At 67.9% G+C, this 16886-nt stretch carries 23 protein-coding genes; 13 read left to right on the top strand and 10 right to left on the bottom strand.

Going from position 1 to position 16886, the window contains the following annotated elements:
* The first annotated feature begins 725 nt into the window (after nucleotides 1-725).
* Nucleotides 726-1778 (top strand): hypothetical protein, encoded by a 1053-nt coding sequence (locus ACSDR0_RS45625; protein ID WP_435295227.1) that lies wholly within the window; start codon nucleotides 726-728, stop codon nucleotides 1776-1778.
* A 158-nt stretch (nucleotides 1779-1936) separates the two neighbouring features.
* On the opposite strand, the gene ACSDR0_RS45620 is transcribed toward ACSDR0_RS45625, so the two are convergent.
* Entirely contained in the window at nucleotides 1937-2188 is a 252-nt protein-coding gene (locus ACSDR0_RS45620; protein WP_435295226.1) for a hypothetical protein, read from the bottom strand.
* Here ACSDR0_RS45620 and ACSDR0_RS45615 point away from each other — a divergent pair.
* From ACSDR0_RS45615 to ACSDR0_RS45600, 4 genes are all read left to right on the top strand, one after another.
* A complete protein-coding gene (locus tag ACSDR0_RS45615) occupies nucleotides 2187-2639 on the top strand; it encodes a hypothetical protein (RefSeq protein WP_435295225.1) in 453 nt (150 codons plus the stop codon). The genes ACSDR0_RS45620 and ACSDR0_RS45615 overlap by 2 nt on opposite strands.
* A gap of 61 nt (nucleotides 2640-2700) precedes the next feature.
* On the top strand, nucleotides 2701-3132 hold the full coding sequence (locus ACSDR0_RS45610) for a hypothetical protein (protein WP_435295224.1): 432 nt from the start codon (nucleotides 2701-2703) through the stop codon (nucleotides 3130-3132).
* Nucleotides 3126-3359 (top strand): helix-turn-helix transcriptional regulator, encoded by a 234-nt coding sequence (locus tag ACSDR0_RS45605; RefSeq protein WP_435295223.1) that lies wholly within the window; start codon nucleotides 3126-3128, stop codon nucleotides 3357-3359. Before ACSDR0_RS45610 ends, ACSDR0_RS45605 begins: the two co-directional genes overlap by 7 nt.
* Nucleotides 3356-4309 (top strand): NAD(P)-dependent alcohol dehydrogenase, encoded by a 954-nt coding sequence (locus ACSDR0_RS45600; protein WP_435295222.1) that lies wholly within the window; start codon nucleotides 3356-3358, stop codon nucleotides 4307-4309. The genes ACSDR0_RS45605 and ACSDR0_RS45600 overlap by 4 nt, the downstream gene beginning before the upstream one ends.
* Before the next feature lie 507 nt (nucleotides 4310-4816).
* Here ACSDR0_RS45600 and ACSDR0_RS45595 read toward each other — a convergent pair.
* A complete protein-coding gene (locus ACSDR0_RS45595; protein WP_435295221.1) occupies nucleotides 4817-5353 on the bottom strand; it encodes a TetR/AcrR family transcriptional regulator in 537 nt (178 codons plus the stop codon).
* 165 nt (nucleotides 5354-5518) lie between these two features.
* Here ACSDR0_RS45595 and ACSDR0_RS45590 point away from each other — a divergent pair, with 165 nt between their 5' ends.
* The 5 genes from ACSDR0_RS45590 to ACSDR0_RS45570 are packed head-to-tail and all read left to right on the top strand — an operon-like array spanning nucleotide 5519 to nucleotide 8382.
* Nucleotides 5519-6259, top strand: a complete 741-nt coding sequence (locus ACSDR0_RS45590) for an SDR family NAD(P)-dependent oxidoreductase (RefSeq protein WP_435295229.1) — start codon at nucleotides 5519-5521, stop codon at nucleotides 6257-6259.
* Between the two features lie 15 nt (nucleotides 6260-6274).
* Nucleotides 6275-6766 carry an NADPH-dependent F420 reductase gene (locus tag ACSDR0_RS45585; protein ID WP_435295220.1) on the top strand — a complete coding sequence of 164 codons (492 nt, stop codon included), beginning with the start codon at nucleotides 6275-6277 and terminating at the stop codon, nucleotides 6764-6766.
* Nucleotides 6763-6930: a hypothetical protein gene (locus tag ACSDR0_RS45580; protein ID WP_435295219.1), complete on the top strand. Its 168-nt coding sequence runs from the start codon at nucleotides 6763-6765 to the stop codon at nucleotides 6928-6930. Before ACSDR0_RS45585 ends, ACSDR0_RS45580 begins: the two co-directional genes overlap by 4 nt.
* Nucleotides 6927-7640, top strand: coding sequence for an ester cyclase (locus ACSDR0_RS45575; protein WP_435295218.1), 714 nt, complete (start codon nucleotides 6927-6929; stop codon nucleotides 7638-7640). The genes ACSDR0_RS45580 and ACSDR0_RS45575 overlap by 4 nt, the downstream gene beginning before the upstream one ends.
* 55 nt (nucleotides 7641-7695) lie before the next feature.
* Entirely contained in the window at nucleotides 7696-8382 is a 687-nt protein-coding gene (locus ACSDR0_RS45570) for an SDR family NAD(P)-dependent oxidoreductase (protein WP_435295217.1), read from the top strand.
* A 210-nt stretch (nucleotides 8383-8592) separates the two neighbouring features.
* Here ACSDR0_RS45570 and ACSDR0_RS45565 read toward each other — a convergent pair whose 3' ends face one another.
* The 3 genes from ACSDR0_RS45565 to ACSDR0_RS45555 all read right to left on the bottom strand — a co-directional run bounded on the left by ACSDR0_RS45565 (nucleotide 8593) and on the right by ACSDR0_RS45555 (nucleotide 10941).
* Nucleotides 8593-9597, bottom strand: coding sequence for a hypothetical protein (locus ACSDR0_RS45565; RefSeq protein ID WP_435295216.1), 1005 nt, complete (start codon nucleotides 9595-9597; stop codon nucleotides 8593-8595).
* A 402-nt stretch (nucleotides 9598-9999) separates the two neighbouring features.
* On the bottom strand, nucleotides 10000-10551 hold the full coding sequence (locus ACSDR0_RS45560) for a tyrosine-type recombinase/integrase (RefSeq protein WP_435295228.1): 552 nt from the start codon (nucleotides 10549-10551) through the stop codon (nucleotides 10000-10002).
* Between the two features lie 90 nt (nucleotides 10552-10641).
* A complete protein-coding gene (locus ACSDR0_RS45555) occupies nucleotides 10642-10941 on the bottom strand; it encodes a hypothetical protein (protein ID WP_435295215.1) in 300 nt (99 codons plus the stop codon).
* A 195-nt stretch (nucleotides 10942-11136) separates the two neighbouring features.
* On the opposite strand from ACSDR0_RS45555, the gene ACSDR0_RS45550 reads away from it, so the two are divergent.
* Nucleotides 11137-11616 carry a hypothetical protein gene (locus ACSDR0_RS45550; RefSeq protein ID WP_435295214.1) on the top strand — a complete coding sequence of 160 codons (480 nt, stop codon included), beginning with the start codon at nucleotides 11137-11139 and terminating at the stop codon, nucleotides 11614-11616.
* Nucleotides 11617-11775: 159 nt separating this feature from the next.
* On the opposite strand, the gene ACSDR0_RS45545 is transcribed toward ACSDR0_RS45550, so the two are convergent.
* From ACSDR0_RS45545 to ACSDR0_RS45525, 5 genes are all read right to left on the bottom strand, one after another.
* Complete coding sequence (locus tag ACSDR0_RS45545) at nucleotides 11776-12171, bottom strand: hypothetical protein (RefSeq protein WP_435295213.1); 396 nt, start codon at nucleotides 12169-12171, stop codon at nucleotides 11776-11778.
* An 18-nt stretch (nucleotides 12172-12189) separates the two neighbouring features.
* Nucleotides 12190-13131, bottom strand: a complete 942-nt coding sequence (locus ACSDR0_RS45540; RefSeq protein ID WP_435295212.1) for a pentapeptide repeat-containing protein — start codon at nucleotides 13129-13131, stop codon at nucleotides 12190-12192.
* 177 nt (nucleotides 13132-13308) lie between these two features.
* Nucleotides 13309-13803, bottom strand: a complete 495-nt coding sequence (locus ACSDR0_RS45535; RefSeq protein ID WP_435295211.1) for an NADPH-dependent F420 reductase — start codon at nucleotides 13801-13803, stop codon at nucleotides 13309-13311.
* Between the two features lie 72 nt (nucleotides 13804-13875).
* Nucleotides 13876-14814: an SDR family oxidoreductase gene (locus tag ACSDR0_RS45530; RefSeq protein ID WP_435295210.1), complete on the bottom strand. Its 939-nt coding sequence runs from the start codon at nucleotides 14812-14814 to the stop codon at nucleotides 13876-13878.
* Nucleotides 14815-14866: 52 nt separating this feature from the next.
* The gene (locus ACSDR0_RS45525; protein ID WP_435295209.1) at nucleotides 14867-15487 is read right to left on the bottom strand and encodes an NADPH-dependent F420 reductase; all 621 of its coding nucleotides are present in this window, start codon (nucleotides 15485-15487) and stop codon (nucleotides 14867-14869) included.
* A gap of 153 nt (nucleotides 15488-15640) precedes the next feature.
* On the opposite strand from ACSDR0_RS45525, the gene ACSDR0_RS45520 reads away from it, so the two are divergent.
* Both ACSDR0_RS45520 and ACSDR0_RS45515 read left to right on the top strand, forming a co-directional pair.
* Nucleotides 15641-16111 carry a MarR family winged helix-turn-helix transcriptional regulator gene (locus ACSDR0_RS45520; protein ID WP_435295208.1) on the top strand — a complete coding sequence of 157 codons (471 nt, stop codon included), beginning with the start codon at nucleotides 15641-15643 and terminating at the stop codon, nucleotides 16109-16111.
* 34 nt (nucleotides 16112-16145) lie between these two features.
* The gene (locus ACSDR0_RS45515; RefSeq protein WP_435295207.1) at nucleotides 16146-16838 is read left to right on the top strand and encodes a pentapeptide repeat-containing protein; all 693 of its coding nucleotides are present in this window, start codon (nucleotides 16146-16148) and stop codon (nucleotides 16836-16838) included.
* Nucleotides 16839-16886 lie beyond the last annotated feature (48 nt).

The raw sequence follows: 16886 nt of genomic DNA, 5'->3' as shown, positions 1-16886 counted from the left end.
TGCGTAGTGCGAACTTTGGTCGGTTCAGCACGGCAACCTACGCTCGTTCTCTTTTACACCGCATCTCGGACGCGACCAAAACCAGAGGTCAAGCTGCCGATGAGGGCTGTCAGTACGTGGCAAAGTGACACGACTCGTCAGTCGAGCGTGGCCGAAAAGCGGCGCCGGAGCCCGCTAAGGGCCCCTCGGCAGGCCGTACGGGACGCTGCTCGCGGAGGGGAAGAACGCGGCCTGGACACGGTGGCAGGCTGGCGTCAAAGCGATGAGTTCGCCGGAGAACAGGGCTCGTAGCTGGGGAAACTACCTGCGTCCGGGGATCTTCACCGAGCGGATCAGGCGAGGCTTAGTGATCTTGCTGACATGAAGTGGCAAATCCACTGACATCAACTGGCATTACGCCAGGACAACTTCATGGCAGTTTGCAGACACCTCGTGCAGATTTCTACTGACATCCCAGTGCAGATTTGCACACACATGCACCAGCGGTCGAGCCTCCGCCCCAGCAACTTGCGGGAATTTACATTCCCGGTAGTTACCAGGACCAGAGATGGACGCAACAGATCTCGTTTATTGATTTTTAATTTCCGGAAAATCAATCCTGCTAGGCTCCTGCCATGCAGGAGCCGGGCGCGATGACGCCGTGCAAACACTGTGGGACGCCGATCGAGCAGCGAGCCGGGCGAGGGCGGCCGAGAGCCTACTGCGCGCAGGGAGACTGCCAGGCGGTGGCCAAGCGCGAACGCGAGATGCGGCGGGCGACGCCGGGTCTTGAGGGGGCGTTGGCCAGGGCCGAGGAGTTCTACGAGCGCATGGAGAAGGGGATGATTGCGGCGATCGCGCCGCTGGCGCAGGTGCTGTCGGAGGAGCTGAGCCCGGCGGGGGTGGAGGCCAAGGTGAGCGCGGTGCAGGCCGAGGCGCACACCCGGGTGGCGATCGCGCGCACCGAGCGGGAACAGGCCTTCGAGCAGGTACGGCTGGCGCGGGAGGCCTCCGAGCACGCCCGGCGCGAGCGAGACGCGATGACGCGCCGCGTGGAGGAGGCCAACGCCGAACGCGACACCGCGCTGGCCGACGCGGAGACCGCCAGGGAGCAGGCGCTGGCCGCGTTGCACGAGGCGGCCAGCACCGAACGCCGGGCCAGGCAGGCCGAGCAGGAGGCCACTCGCAGAGCACAGCGGGCCGAGGCCGCCCGGGACGCGGCGGTGCGGGAGATGGCCGAGCGGGTGGAGGCCGCCGAGACCGAGGCGCGCCGGGTCGGGGTGCTGGCCGTGCACGATCAGGAGCAGGCCGAGCAGGCGCGCGCCGAGCGGGACCGGGCGCTGGAGGAGACCAGGGACGCCCAGGAGGCCAGGGGCCAGGCCGAGCGTGCCGCCTCGGCCGCGTCGGCACGCGCCGACGCGGCCGAGGCGGAGCGGGACCGGGCGCTGGCACGCGCCGACGCCGAGGCGACCGCGCGTGCTCAGGCTCTGGCCGAGGCGGCCGAGGCGCGCACCCGGGCGGAACGGGTGGACAAGCAGGCGGCCGAGCTGGAGAAGCGGTCGGCGCGCCGGGTGGCCAAGGCCGAGGAACGGGCCGCCGAGAAGATCGCCGAGGCGGGGGAGCGGGCGGCGGCCAAAGCCGCCGAGGCGCTGGCCGAACGCGACGAGGCTCGCATGCGGCTGGCCATGGAACAGATGCGCCTGTCGGATCTGCGTGAACAGATGCAGTCCCTACACGCCGAGTCCGCCCAGCTCAGGGAACGCGCGATCACCGCGGAGCTGCGGGCGGAGCCCGGCTGAGCCGCGCCTCTTCGGCCGTGGCCGGAGAGCCGATGCGGGAGTTGTTGGCGGGGAAGATCTTCCACGGCCGTGAGTGCGAGGTCTGCCGGCGCCATCACAAGAGGCCCCCGGGGAGTATCCGGACGAAAATCGGCGGTAGCCGCCGGCGTGGCACGGCGTCACCGAGCAGGCGCGGTCTTCTCCGTACGCGGGCCGGAGACTTCACCGGCTTGGAGGGCGGCGAAGTCAGCGTGCGCAGCCTCGACGGCCTCGGGGTACGCCTCGCGCTTGGTGTGCTCGGTGAGCGCCCGGTAGGCGCCGGCCACCGAGGGGTTCTGTTCCTCGCGCTTGCCGGTGGGGATGACCAGGCCGGGCTGGATCTGCTCGACGGACTCGCCGTTCGCCCTGCGGCGCAGCATGGTGTGCAACATGTCGTCGGAGGTCACCTGGTCGGTGCGGATCGCCTCCCGGTTGAGTCCCGAGACCACGCAGCGCATCTGCGCGCTGGTCGGCCTCGGAGATGACAGCCGCACGGCGGCCGAGACGGCCGGCACCGGCCAGGAGCCCACGAGCGAGACGTCTGCCAAGGACGATGACGGCTTCGACATGCTGGCGTTCATCAAGTCCGCGCCGGGCAACGTGAGCCTGGAGTCGATGATGACCAAGATCCGCAAATCGGCGGCGGTGCGCGCGATCGAGCCGCCGCCCGGCTTGTTCGCCAGCGTGGCGCCGCCTCCTGGCGGGCCCGGGCGGCGGTGGAGACGTCCTCGCACATGTGAGGGGGCGGTGCGACCTGCGCCGTCCGGCCGGCTGTGGACGTTTTGTAGCAACACCGCGCCGGGCGCCAGGGCGTCGCCGGCCATGCATGTAAATAAACTTTGACACGGTGTCCGGGACGCTTTACATTGGTTGATGTCAGCTTTGTTTTACATGAGGGGCGGGCATGGCCTTCGAGGAAAAGGGCGCCTGGGTGATGATCGTGGTCTCCCTCGGCGCGTACACGATCTACGTGGCGACCCTCCTGGGCCGGGCCGGCGACGGCCCGCTCACCGACGTCGCCTACGCGGGAACTCTGCTGTGGACCATCGGTGGCGCCATCGTCACCGCGATCGTGGCCCACATCGCGATGGCCATCACGGGCGGCCGCGGCGCTGACCGCACCGACGAGCGCGACCGTGAGATCAACCAGGTCAGTGAGCGCATCGGGCAGTCGATGGTCGTCATCGGCGCGCTCGCCGCACTGATCATGGCCATCGCCGAGCTGAGCCACTTCTGGATCGCCAACGCCGTCTACCTGGCGTTCGTGCTGTCCTCGGTGCTCAGCTCGTCCGCCAAGATCATGGCGTACCGCAAGGGCGGCTTCCAGACGTGGTGAAGCCGACGCAGGTCACCAACGCGATACGGGCCCTGCGGTTCGCGCACGACGAGATGACCCAGGCCGAGCTGGCCGACCGGGTCGGCGTCACCCGCCAGACCATCATCGCGATCGAACAGGGTCGCTACTCCCCCTCACTGGAGATGGCGTTCCGCATCGCCCGGGTGTTCCGGGTCGGACTCGACGACGTCTTCCAGTACCCCCACACCGAAGGAGACCCCTCATGAAGGCGATCGTCCAGGACGAGTACGGCCCGCCGCACACGCTGAGCCTCGGCGAGGTCCCGACCCCGACGCCCGGCGCCGACGATGTGCTGATCCGGGTGCACGCGGCCGGCGTCGACTACGGCGTGTGGCACGTCATGACCGGGCTGCCGCTCATCGGCCGCCTCGGCTTCGGCCTGCGCCGGCCCCGCAACCGCGTGCCGGGCATGGACGTGGCCGGCGTCGTGGAGTCCGTCGGCGCCAACGTGACCGCGTTTCGCCCCGGCGACGAGGTGTACGGCGCGGCGACCGGCGCGTACGCGCAGTTCGCGCTCGCCCGTCCGGGCAAGCTCGCCCGCAAGCCCGCCAACCTGAGCTTCGCCGAAGCGGCGGCCGTACCCGTGTCAGGGGTGACCGCGTTGCGGGCCCTCGGCCAGGTCACCGCCGGTGAGAAGGTGCTGGTCATCGGCGCCGGCGGCGGAGTGGGCAGCTTCGCGACGCAACTCGCGGTCGCCGGCGGCGCCCACGTCACCGCCGTGTGCAGCACGGCCAAGGCCGACCTCGTCCGGTCGCTGGGCGCCCAGGCCGTCATCGACTACACGCGCGAGCCGCTCACCGGGACGTACGATCTGATCATCGACATCGCGGGCATCCGGCCGCTGGCCCTGCTGCGCGGGCTGCTCACCGAGCGCGGCCGGCTCGTCATCGTCGGCGGCGAGGGCGGCGGTCGGTGGTTCGGCGGGATCAGCCGGCTGCTGGCCGTCCGGCTGATCACCTTGTTCACGCGCCAGCGCCTGGACGCACTGATCTCGCTGACCCGCACCGCCGACCTGGACGCGCTGCGCGACCTCATCGAGGCCGGGGCTGTGCGACCGGCCGTCGGGCGCACGTACTCCCTGGCGGAGGCCTCCACCGCGGTGGGTGACCTGGCGGCGGGCAACGCGCCTGGAAAGCTCGTCATCACGGTTGATTGATCCCGGGGCGCCGGGATCGATATCCCGCGGCGAGTCCTGTTCGATGCGCCGTTCACCCGGCCGGCGCCCCTTTCGCACAGTCAGCCGGTCCCGAAGTGGCACCGGGCGGTGCCCAGGATCCGGTGACGCGCGGCCGTCCCGGCCCGGCGAGCGGTTGAGGCACCTGAGCCGGCGTACGCAACCGCCCCCACCTGAGCAGGGGTTCCCTGCCCAGGTGGCGCCCAGCACCGGACCGGGTCATCCTCGACCGGGGCCGACACGCGGCTCCTCGGCTTCACCGCCGCCACAAAAACCTCAGCGACGAGGCAGAAGTCTCACCGATCCCGAGATCCCCTCAACCGCCAGGGCGCCATGCTCTGCACAAAAACGCCCTGGTCCTGGGACGGGATGACCCGGAAAGCCGCTCGGGAACCCAGGGCTTATTTCCTACTCGGGCAGAAGGGTCCGTTTGTGAGAACCGGTCGTTACCGCGAGCAGTCGCTCGCGAAGACGAACGCCGGGCGGTTCTCAGGAGAGCGGCCAGTTACGTAGGGCGGCGTCGGCCATCCCCTGGAGTTCGTCGCGGTCGACACCGCTCGCGGCTTGCACGGCGATGCCGAATGCCAAGGTGGTGACATAGCGGGCCAGTAGCCCCGGATTGGCCTCCGGAGGCAGGTCGCCGTCGTCGACGGCTCGCTGGAACCGCTCCTGGACGCAGGAGCAGCCGTTTTTACGCCAGGCGACGAGAAGGTCACGGACTTCACGCCCGGAGTCGCTGGCGGCCAGGGCGCCCTGGACGCCCAGGCATCCGTGAGGATGGGCCGGGCGGGTGGTGGTTCGAACGGTGCCGGCCAGGATCGCGGTGGCGACGCCGAGGGCGGTCGGCTCCTCCAGGGCCCGGGCCAGGTATCCGCCCGGACCTTCGGTGTAGCGCTCCAGGGCCTTGCGGAACAGCTCCTCCTTGTTGCCGAAGGCTGCGTACATGCTGGTGGTGGAGATGCCCATCGCGTCTGTCAGGTTGGCCAGGCTGGCCCCCTCGTAGCCGTGCTCCCAGAAGACCAGCACGGCGCGCTCGAGAGCTTCGTCGACGTCGAATCCTCGCGGTCGACCGATCGGGCCACTCTGTTTCGTCTCCACTCCCGCAGCCTACCTCTTCTGCAGCGATCGCTGCAGAAGTGCTACATTCAACTTCTGCAGCGATCGCTACAGAAATCGAAGGGGGCTGCTCGCGTGGGATTGCTTGAGGGTAAGACCGCACTCGTCACCGGGGGCAGCACCGGAATCGGCCTGGCCAGTGCCGTACGGCTGGCGGCCGAGGGCGCGCACGTGTTCATCACCGGCCGGCGCGAGACCGAACTCGACGCGGCCGTCGAAGTGATCGGTTCAGCGGCTACCGCGGTGACCGGCGACATCTCGAACCTGGCCGACCTGGACCGGCTCTACGAGACGATCCGCAGCCGGGGACGGGGCCTGGACGTACTGTTCGCGAATGCCTCCGTCGCCTCGCTCGTGCCGCTCGAGCAGGTCACCGAGGAGCACTTCGACGCCCTCTTCGGTATCAACGTCCGGGGCACGCTGTTCACCGTCCAGAAGGCGCTGCCACTGCTCAACGACGGCGCCTCGGTGATCTTGAACGGCTCTACCAACGTGGATGTCGGCGATGAGGCGCTCGGCGTGTACGCGGCGACCAAGGCCGCCACCCGATCGTTCTCCCGGACCTGGGCCAACGAACTCAAGGGACGCGGCATCCGGGTCAACACCATCACGCCCGGCCCGACCGACACCCCTGCCGTGTCGGGGCTCACCCCCGCCCCGGAGCGGTTCAAGCGGCAACTGGCCACGCGTGTGCCACTGGGCCGGCTCGGGCGCCCGGAGGAGATCGCCGCCGCCGTGACCTTCCTCGCCTCCGAACAGAGCAGCTTCATCACCGGTTCGAGCCTGTACGTCGACGGCGGCCTGAACCAGATCTGAGAGGCGGAACCACCTATGACAACAATCGGGATCATCGGCGCAGGCGAGGTCGGCAGTCAGATCGCCCGTGCGGCGGTGGCGAACGGATACGAAGTCGTCATCGCCAACTCGCGAGGGCCCGAGACCCTGGAGAACCTCGTCGCCGAACTCGGCCCGTCAGCGCGCGCCGCACGCGCTGCGGATGCCGCGGAAGCCGGCGATTTCGCAGTCGTGGCCGTACCTCTCAAAGTCGTCAACGACATGCCGGTCGAAGAGCTCGCAGGCAAGATCGTGCTGGATACGAACAACTACATGATCTGGCGTGACGGCCACATTCCGGTGATCGACTCGGGCGAGAAGACAGTGCACGAGCTGCGGCAGGAGCACCTCCCGACTTCAAAGGTCGTCAAGGCGTTCACTCATATTCAGGCCCCCCGCATCACCATCGCCGGTCGCCCCCCCCCGGCGCCCCCGACCGGCTGGCGCTATCGGCCTCGAGCGATCACCCGGAAGCCGTTGAGCTCGTGACGCGGCTGTACGACCACTTCGGTTTCGACACCGTGGACAACAGTCCGCTGAGCGAATCCTGGCGCACCGCTCCCGGTCAACCCGCCTGGATCCATCATGCGCATCAGACCCGCGACGAGTTGATCGTCAATTTGACGAGAGCGCGGCGCATTACTCAGGCGTGACCCTGATCGACGTGTTCGAGCCGCGATCCGAGTGGTGGATCAGCCGGCCGTCACGGACGACGCGCGACCAGATGCCGTACTTCAGTGCATCCAGGGCGTATATCGATCGGAATGGGCGTCGGGGAAGGGCCACCCGCTTCAGCGACGGCCGGCACGGCGAGGTCGTGGAGGGCGTCGCGTCTCGTCGACATCCCGTGGGGCCCCGATCCGGGGCTGCCGTACAGAAAGGTCATCTGATGTCCGACAGTGATCTGCGAAAGTTCTACCTGCGCTACATCGAGGCGCTCAATGCCCATGAGTTCGATCATATGGACGAGTTCATCAACGACCGGACCACGTTGAACGGTGAGCCGGCCACCCGGGACGACCTCATCGCGGTTCAGAAGCATGACGTGGATGCGGTTCCGGACCTCCACTGGGAGCTCAAGGAACTGCTCTTCGACGGTGACCGTCTGGCTGCCCGTCTGGTCAACACAGGTACTCCGGTGAAGGAGTGGCTCGGCGTGGCTCCCACCGGCGCCTCGTTCGAGATCGTCGAGTACGCCATCTATCAGGTCCGTGACGGGCGGTTCGTGCATATGACGGCCCTGCACGACGCCGGCGAAATGCGCCGGCAGCTGACCACCTCGGCACTTCGGCCCGGTCCGGGACCACAAGGTCTGCGCGGGCTCACACCCCAGGCCCGAAAGGGCTCTGGTCCAGGAGAGTAGCCACGCACAGCGGGGCCGACGGCCCACCCGGGCCACATATTTCGAGAGGAAACGCATGACCATCACACTGATCACCGGGGCCAACAAAGGCATCGGCTTCGAGACGGCCAAACAGCTTCTGGAGTTGGGCCACGTCGTCTACGTCGGCGCGCGTGACGCCGAGCGAGGTGAGAAGGCCGCGGCAGCGCTTGGCGCACGATTCGTGCAGCTCGATGTGACCGATGACGCGTCGGTGAGCAGCGCGCTGGCGACGATCGATTCGGCCGAGGGCCGGCTCGACGTCCTGGTGCACAACGCGGGCATCCTGGAGAACGGAGTCATCGACGGTCCCACGGCTCTTCGGGTTTTCAACACCAACGCGGTAGGAATCGTGCGCGTCACGGAGGCGGCACTTCCCCTGCTGCGCAAATCCTCGAACCCGACCGTGGTCACCGTTTCGAGCAGCGCCGGGTCGTTTTGGGCAGTGACCAACCCCGACCGGCCGGAGTTCCACTTGACGGCCGCGCTCTACTCCGCGTCCAAGTCAGCGGCCACCATGCTTACGGTCCAGTACGCCAAGTCCCAGCCGGGCATCAAGTTCAACGCACTCGAGCCCGGCTTCACCGCCACCGACCTGACCGCGGCCTTCGGAGGCGGGAGATCACCGGAAGAGAGCGCCAGAACCGTCGTGCGTCTGGCGACTCTCGACGCGGACGATCCGACAGGAACGTTCCAAGACGAAACCGGAGAGTTGCGCTGGTAGCCGTGTAGGAACGATCGAGGGGCAGCGCGACTGCGCTGCCCCTCGATCGTTCCTACACGGTCCTGACAGTGCTGATCCCTCGCTGGGCGCGGACCCCGAACGGTCATCCTTGAGAGGATCAGCGCATCATCGGCCGTGAAGGTGATCACGCCGGGCATTCGCCGCTCTGCCACCGGCCGTGCCTGCCCACGGGATGTCAGCCGTTGGAGCTCACCGGACGTTCCAGTCCTCCTTCCGCGGCGGATAGGCGAAGGTCTGGGTGCCGGCCCAGTCCTCCCCGACGACGCGGTAGTCGTGCGCGGCTTCGCTCGCGGTGTGGTCGCGGCCGATGTCGACCGTGTCGGCGGTCGACCAGACACCGCTGACCTCCTGCTCCACGGTGTAGAGAAACTCGTTGAAGCCCGAGGGGGACACGCACGTGTTGACGATGGTGAGCGAACGTCGTCCCGTCGTCAGATTCGGCGGGATGGCGACGATCTGGTTTCTCCACTTGTAGATGCCGTCTTCGAGCAGCGGTCGCCATTTCGCGGCCGGGGTCCCGTTGACGGTGATGGTGGCATGTTGCAGACCGACGCCCACATCCAGCCGGCGGATCAGCCGTACGCCTGTATTGGCGGGGTCGACGGTCACGGTGAACCGGCTCGCCCCTCCGCGAGGGAACGCGCGACCATCGTCGCTGACGATGTGGTCGGGACCCACGATGTGGCCGGGCACTCCTTCGGACGCGCCGCGTTGCGGTGTCGCCCTCTGAGCGATGATGACGCTCAGGGTTACCGCGGCCACCGCTGTGAACAGGGCGGCTCGGCGCCGGCGCCGGCCGGCGGCACGGGCCGTCCCCGTGTCGCCGGGTGCGCTCACGACCTGGGCGGCGTGCGGCGTGCCACGGGAGGACTCGACGCTGCGATCCTCCGCGGACCCGGCGGGCAGCTGATTGACACGCACCCGCTCCCACGCCCGTTCCCACGCCGGGAGCTGATGGTCGGGGACGCGGCATCCCCGCAGGAACGCCACCATCACCGCCTTCTTGGGGAAGCGCCGACCGGCCAGCATGTCGGCGCAGGTAGCGCGTGGCAGCCGCGTTCCGCCCGCCCTGTCCGCTCGTGCCTGAAGCTCTCGAAGTGACACGTCGGCCCGTGCGAACTGCTCGGCCAGCAGCTTCACCAGGTCCTCGTGACAGGTCACCGACTCCAGCCCGCCCCCGGTCACCTCTCCCACGGGCCGAGGGTTTCGGTGGCTTTGAGGGGTCTCGTTCATCGTTTCCCGACCCTCCCGCTCCTGGCCGGGTCGTTCGGCCTCACCGGCTGCGCCAGACAGTGTACGAGCGATTACCCAACGTGTCCGGAAAAGGCCTGCCTCGGCCGCCGAGGCGCCGATCGTCACCGGGCGCTCCGCCGTACCCGCCCGCAGAACACCGGATCTCATGTTGGGGTCCAGCCCAAGTGAGCCCAAAACCCACATTCAGTGGATCATGAACGGTGTTTCCGCTGGTTGAGACGTCGCCGAGGACGTCTTCGGCGCGGTAAACACCTGCGATAGCCCTGCCGGTTCGAACGGCTTGTTCGATGATGCAGCCGGTAACCATCGGTGTCGGTCGGTGACTGGCTCTGGGTGGTCTCGTCAGTGCTTGCGTTTGGGTGGTCCGAGGATGCCGGTGACCTCGGCGACGGCTTCGCCGCCGGGTTTGACGTACCGCATGGCGCTGCGGGGGTTCTTGTGCCGGGTCTTGGCCATGATGAGCTGTAGCGGGACCTTCGCGTCGCCGAGGTGGGTGGCTGCGGAGTGGCGGAGCTGGTGGAGTTCGAGTTTGGCGTAGTGCCAGAGCAGGACGCGGGCGCGGTCGTAGCCCAGGCGGGCCCGGCCGGTGTGCGGGCAGATGTCGCGGGCGGCGGGCCGGCGGGCCGGGACGGGTTTGCGCATCGACAGGAACAGCGGGCCGCTGGTGCGGCCGGTGCCATCGGGCAGGCGTAGCAGGCGCGGGAGTAGGTGGGCGGTGCCGGTGTCCCAGTACACCCATTGGGTCGCGCCGCCCTTGGAGGTGATGGGGGCCCTGCGGTTCTCCAGGTCCAGGTTCTGCACGTCGAGTTCGAGGATCTCGCTCGCCCTGGCCGCTGTCTCGTAGAGCATGCGCCAGAGCGTTCGTTCCCGGAGCGGGATGTCACGACGGGACAGCAGGCGCTGGATCGTTGACTTGCCGACGGCTTTGGTCTCGTCGGGGTGTTCCGTGCGGCGTTCCAGGTCCGCCCGGACCGAGGGTGCGGGTCAGCGCATCTTGGTCTGGCACCAGGTGAGCCAGGACGCCACGGCGGCGCGGTTGCGGTTCCAGGTCGCGGCCGCGCTCTCGCCCCACAGTTCCTTCAGCGCGGCGCCGACTTCGGTGTCGGCGACGTCTGCCAAACGGCGTTCGGTGCCGAGGATCTGGGCTGTCCGGTCGATCGCGCCGGCGTAGGCGCGACGGGTGTTGGCGTTGTCCATCCGGGAGGTCGACAGGAACGCGTCCGCCGCGGCACCGAGCGTGGTGTCGTCGCCGCGGATCGCGGTCACCTTCGCTTTGGCGGCCATCAGTGCTCGCCGTCCCGGCAGGGCTCGCTCGCCGGGCCGCTCACGTGATGTACCGGATAACGTGCCGGAGTGGCGCATCGGCCGCTTCGACAGATCGCCTGCTCAGTGAAGATCGCCGGGGCCTCATGTACGTGATAATAGGCTGTTATCCCGTACATGAGACCGGATCGGCGACGAGGGGATGAGCGCGGCCAGATGAGCTTCGGCAACTTCGCCCGCAAGGCGCGCGATACCGCCTTGCCCCACCAGCGACGGCTATCCGCGCTTCGCTCCTGCGTGCAGCTCTACCGGCCGATCGGCTTCGAGGCGACCTTGAGTTTCCTGCAAGCCAAAGCCGGGCCGTTCCGCACCGATGAGGCCGCCCTCCTGCGAGCCTTGGCCGTGCTGGAAGCCAGTCGTTCGGCCTGGCAGGAGGAGAAGCTGGCCTACGCGGCCGCTCGACGCGAGGCCAAGCAGCGCGGTCAGCGCAGCCCGCGCCCGGACGACATCAACCCCTACACCCCGACCCACTGGTACGGCGCGCGCCGAGAAGCAGCACTCCATACCGTGTCCTTTTGGTACCGGGGGTTGAGGAACATCGGAACGAAAAGTAACGCTAAGCCCTATCGCCCCAGGTCAGCCCACTACGGCGGGCTGCCTGCTTCTGGCCGTCACGGGCAGGGGTCTCGGACTTGAACGTCTCGGGATAGTCCGGCATCTCGCGCCACGCTAACGACCGGGGGCCTGTTCTCGCAGGTCACGATGCTCGCTACGTACCTTTGTGCCACCCCGTCCCAGCTGAGGGTCCAGCACATCGGAACGGCCAGTCACATTAAGAACCATGATCACGTGCCCTTAGCGTGACTTTTCGTTCCGATGTTCCTCAACCCCCCGCTCTGGCACGGCGACCAGGTTGCGTACTTCCGCACCCGCGACCTGCTGACCGTGGCCCGGCACCTTGAGGCCGCCACCGCAGCGGAAGGCCGAGAGCCTGACTCGATGAGCGACCGCGAACTCCAGATCGTCGGTGAGTGCCTGAACGCCGCCGTGCGAGGGCCGTTCTTCGACAATGACGTCGAGTTCCCGACCTACATGGGGATCGAGTGGGACCGCCTCGTGGAGAGCGCAGGTCAGACTCATATCCGTTGGATTTCCGCTGTTTGCTACGGGGACCCCGTGATAACCGTCGTTATCGCGGATCAGAACGGCCTCTCGACTTGCAAGACTGGATTCCCGCGAGTTGGTAGACACCCGGCAAAACGGGCACCTTCACCCCGTCTCGGGCCCCTCCTGCGGAGCGGTCACCTCCGGCGCGCCCTGCAGACCCACCACACCATCGAGGTACGCGCCGGTGAGGTCCGCGCTGGCGAGGTACGCGCCGGTGAGGTCCGCGCTGGCGAGGTACGCGCGGGTGAGGATCGCGCCCGTGAGATCCGCGCCGGTGAGGTTCGCGCCGGTGAGGATCGCGCGGGTGAGGTACACGCCGGTGAGGTCCGCACGGGCGAGGTTCGCGCGGGCGAGGTTCGCGCCGGTGAGGTCCGCGCCGGTGAGGTCCGCGCGGGCGAGGTCCGCGCGGGCGAGGTCCGCGCCGGTGAGGATCGCGCGGGTGAGGTTCGCGCCGGTGAGGTTCGCGCCGGTGAGGTCGATCCTCACGCCGGTGTCATGGGTGACGGCCCGTCGGCCGATCACGGTGAGTGTGGCCTGCAGGTCGGTTCTCAACCCCGGACCGCGAGGTTTCACCTTCCCTTCTTCGTCGGTCTCGGCGTCTCGGGAGTGCTCCCGGACGAAGGCCGCCAGCACTTCCATGACCGTGGGGTGGTCGCGGGCCGAGTCGCGGGCGATGCGCTCCAGCGCGTAGATGCCGCCCAGGCGGATGTCGAGCTTGTCCGAGCCGAGCTGCTCGATCGCCTTGGTGTAGCGGTCGGTGACATGGCCCTGTTCGCCCAGCCGGAAGGTCCGGCGCGCGGTGTCGGCGTTGCGAGCGGTGTAGTACACCGCCACCAGCGCGATCAGCCCGGTGGCGATCGCCAGCGCCCGCCCGCGCACGGCATCCAGCGCCGCCGCCAGATCCTTACCGCCCAACCCGCGTACCTTGTCGAAGTGTTCCAGCACCCACGCCGCGCCCGGCCCCAGCACCCAGGCCAGCCCTGCGGTCAGAATCACGCCCAGCACCGCGAGCACGAACCGGGGAAAACCTGGCCACCACCTCATGCCCTCAAGGCTGGTCGGTCCGCGCGGCTTCCACGGGGTGATAGCCGCCAGCGATGGCCAATCGTGACCGGCCGCGTCCGCAGGCGCTGGCCTCGCCTGCCGCCGAAGCTACGGCCAAGTGACAAGTAACCCTGCCGTTCCAGGTCAGAAGAGGTATGGCGGCTGGTGACACGTTCGTTAACGGCACCCCGCCTTCGCCGACGCGGAGTCCCCGGCGATCGGCAGGTACGAGCGGTCGGCCGCCCTCGCCGGGCGGGCGAGTGACAGCAGGTGCTTGAAGAAGATGTTGTTGAACGCCTTCACGAGCATGGCGTCCGGGATGTACCCCAGCAGCAGTTCGCTCGAAGTGAGCGACTTGCTGTCGAGCCCGGGAATGTGCCCGTCACGCTCGGGGCCGTAGTTGCACGTGTCGATGACCGTCTTCCCGGCCAGTGGCGCGGCGGGCAAGTTGGGGAAGGCCTTGACCGGCACCGTGACCACGACGATGTCACTGGCCGCCGCGGCCTCCCCGCTCGTCGCCGCGGACGCCCGCGGCCCCAGTTCTGCGGCCGTGTCCGCGAGCGTTTCGGGACCGCGCGAGTTGCTGAGCACGACCTGGTGCCCGGCCTCGATGGCGAGCCGCGCGATGGTAGTGCCGAGGTATCCGCTTCCGATGAATCCCACAGTCGTCATATTCTCAGCGTCCCTCCAGGAGAGCCGTATCCTTGTCATCTGCCGGACCCGTTGCGATTCGGGTTCCTGCCGTCAGCTGGCGGAGAAGTAATGGCCGTTGTCCAAATCGGCGAGCAGGCCGGGCTGAGCGGGTTCCCAGTCGAGGGTCCGGCGGGTGATGAGGTTGGACGCCGGGTAGTTCTGCGTGACTATGTTCGCGAGGAACCCAAAGTATCCCGGCACCATCAGTACGTCCGCGGGAACGCTCACGGCGGGCAGACCCAGACGGCTGCCAATGGCCTCGGCGATCTCGCGGAACGGGATGGCCCCGTCCCCAACCGCGTGCCAGTATTTGCCAGCCGGCCCCTTCTCCAGCGCCAAGCGGAACAAGGAGGCGACATCGCGGGTGTGCACGGCGTTCCACAGGTTCGCGCCGTCTCCGGGGTAGCCGACGACGCCCTTCTCCTTCGCGAGCGCGATCAGCGTGGGGAGGAAGCCGGTACGGTCGGTCGTGCTGTGCGCGATGTTGGCAATCCGCACGACCGAAGACCGCACTCCCCGCTCGGCGAGGCCGACTACGGCGGTTTCCACGACGTTACGAACCCGCAGGGTGCCCTTGTACTCATCGCCGCCGGGAAGGGCCGGGTCCTCCTCGGTGGCCGGCCGGCCCAGGTGCTGCCCGGGCGAGCCAATGCTCCCCGCTGCGACCAGCGGCTTTCCGGTTCCCGCCAGTGCCTCGCCGTACGCGAGCATGACCGAGAGCTCCGCCGCGGCCACGGCGTCGATCCCGCCGGACGGAAGCAGGTCTTGCCTGTGCGCGACGTGGATGACGCCGTCGGAGTCCGCGGCCGCCTCCTTGAGCCCGTCGAGATCCTGGAGGTCGCCGCGGCGCACCTTCGCGCCGAGCGCGGACAGCGCCGCCGCGGCCGTGTCCGATCGGGCCAGGCCGGTGACCTCGTGCCCAGCGGCGATGAGCTCGGGGACGATGTACGAACCGGAATGGCCGGTCCCGCCGGTGACGAAAACGCGCACGCTACTGCTCCTTGTGATTGATGTGGCGCGAGAAGTGGTGGTGCGGGCGCGCTCAGGCAGAAGTGTTGACGCCGAGGGTGAAGTTGAAGCTTCCCGCGCCATAGCGGCCCAGGCCTATCATCACCAGGCCCGTTCCCTCTAGCCAGCGCGCCATTCCCAGGGGGCCGGTGTCCATCGGCCGCATCCCGAGGCTCTTGATGAATGCCGACACAGTCGCCTTGGCCTCGGCGTCGTCGCCGGCGATGAGCACGTCCAGCGGGTTGCCCTGCGCCAGCATGTGACCGAAGACGGTGTTGAACGCCTTCACGACGTGCGCGCCGGCGGGGGCGACCTTGGCGATTTCCTGCGCGCCGGAACTGCCGTCTGGGGTGACAAGGCCCTGGGAATCGGGGGAGACGGGGTTGGTGATGTCGATGATGACCTTGCCGTGTAGTGCGTCCCCGTACTCGCTGACCACCGCCGCCGCGCTGGCGTACGGTACGGCGAGGATAACGATGTCCCCGGCCGGGGCGGCGCCGGGCGTCCCGACAGTGGCGCCGCCGAGCGCGGCGGCTACTTCCTTGGCTTTGGCCGGGTCGCGGCCGATGATCTCGACGGCATTGCCGCCGGCGAGCGTCCGGCCGGCCAGAGCGCTGGCCATGTTCCCCAGGCCGATAATGCTGATGCTGCTCATTGGTGTGCCTGCTTTCTGGAGCTGGATAGGACGCCATGCCCACGCCGTCGTTGTCAACGGCTATGTCATCGACGCCCCCCATTTGGTTAACGTGTGAACCAGAATGTACGTCGCACTTGGTTACCATGTCAACCAGACGGTAAAGTGACGTGCATGACCGAGCCGCGGTGGTTGGACGAGCGAGAACAGCAGGCCTGGCGCAGCCTGATAAAGATGCAGGACGGGCTGTCGGAGTTCATCGAGCGGCAGCTGCGCAACCGGTGCGGGCTGTCCGTCGCTGACTACCAGGTCCTGGCCCATCTCTCTGAGGCGCCCGAAGGCCGGCTGAGGTCGTTCGAACTCGGCCAGCTGTTGCGCTGGGAGAAGAGCCGCCTGTCGCAGCACCTGGGCCGGATGCAAAATCGCGGCCTGGTGTCCCGCGAGCGGTGCCTCGCCGACCAACGGGGGGCGGTAGTCGCCATCACTCCCCGGGGCAGCGACCTGATCAAGGTCGCGGCTCCGCAGCACGTGGCCGACGTCCGCGACGTGCTCATCGATCATCTCACTGCGACAGAGATGGCGATGCTCGTCACCATCGGCGACAAAGTACGCGAACGGCTGGCGGCGCTGGAACACAAGCACTGATACCCGATCCCGGACCTCATCGCTCACGAACTGCGTGCGTGTCAGACCGCTGCCTACAGAATCCCGCGGGCGCCGGCACAGCTGTTCGCGATGCACGACCCACAGCTACGACCCGCTCAACGCCTGGCTTGATCAGCGACATACCCTTAGGCGCGGCTCACGGGGTGCGGGGCTGAGCTGGACGACGCTCACCCGCGCGGATCTCACCAACGCGACACTGACGCACGCGAACATGAGATTCGCACGACTGCGCTCAGCAAAGCTGGCCAACGCCGAGTTAGATGGTGCGGATCTGTGCGGGGCGGCGCTGAAGGATGCTGACTTGCGGGGTGCGAACCTGACCGGGGCGAACATGCGGAACATCACCGGCCCCATCCAGGCGGTGGCTACCACCGATGGCACCACTCTTTTCGGGTTCTTCGGTTCTGACCGAACCCAGACGGGGCTCGGAACTACTGCTACGGCGACCATTACTGATGATCAGGGCGCCGAGGCAGCCCCGTCAGCCGCTCGCTGTCCCAGCATGAGAGCGATCACTCCCACCGCACCGGCGCACCTAAGCCGCACATCACCGGAGGTCTGCACGCCCGCAGCGTGCAGACCACTTCGCGCATCCGTGCAGACGACTTCGGAAACCGACAGGGCGAATCCCCAAAGGAGCAGCTCTCACAAACGGTCCATTTCCGGAGCAAGATCGCGAGGATGTCCCGCGGCTCGTGGAACTTGAAGAGCGGTCCCGCGGTCAGGCGACGTTCTCGTTGTAGCAGCTTGAAGT

Origin of the sequence: Streptosporangium sp. G11 (assembly GCF_051192615.1) — a bacterium.
Lineage (GTDB): Bacteria > Actinomycetota > Actinomycetes > Streptosporangiales > Streptosporangiaceae > Streptosporangium.
Note: the sequence above shows the minus strand (reverse complement) of the source record. Positions and strands in the feature narration are given on the sequence as shown.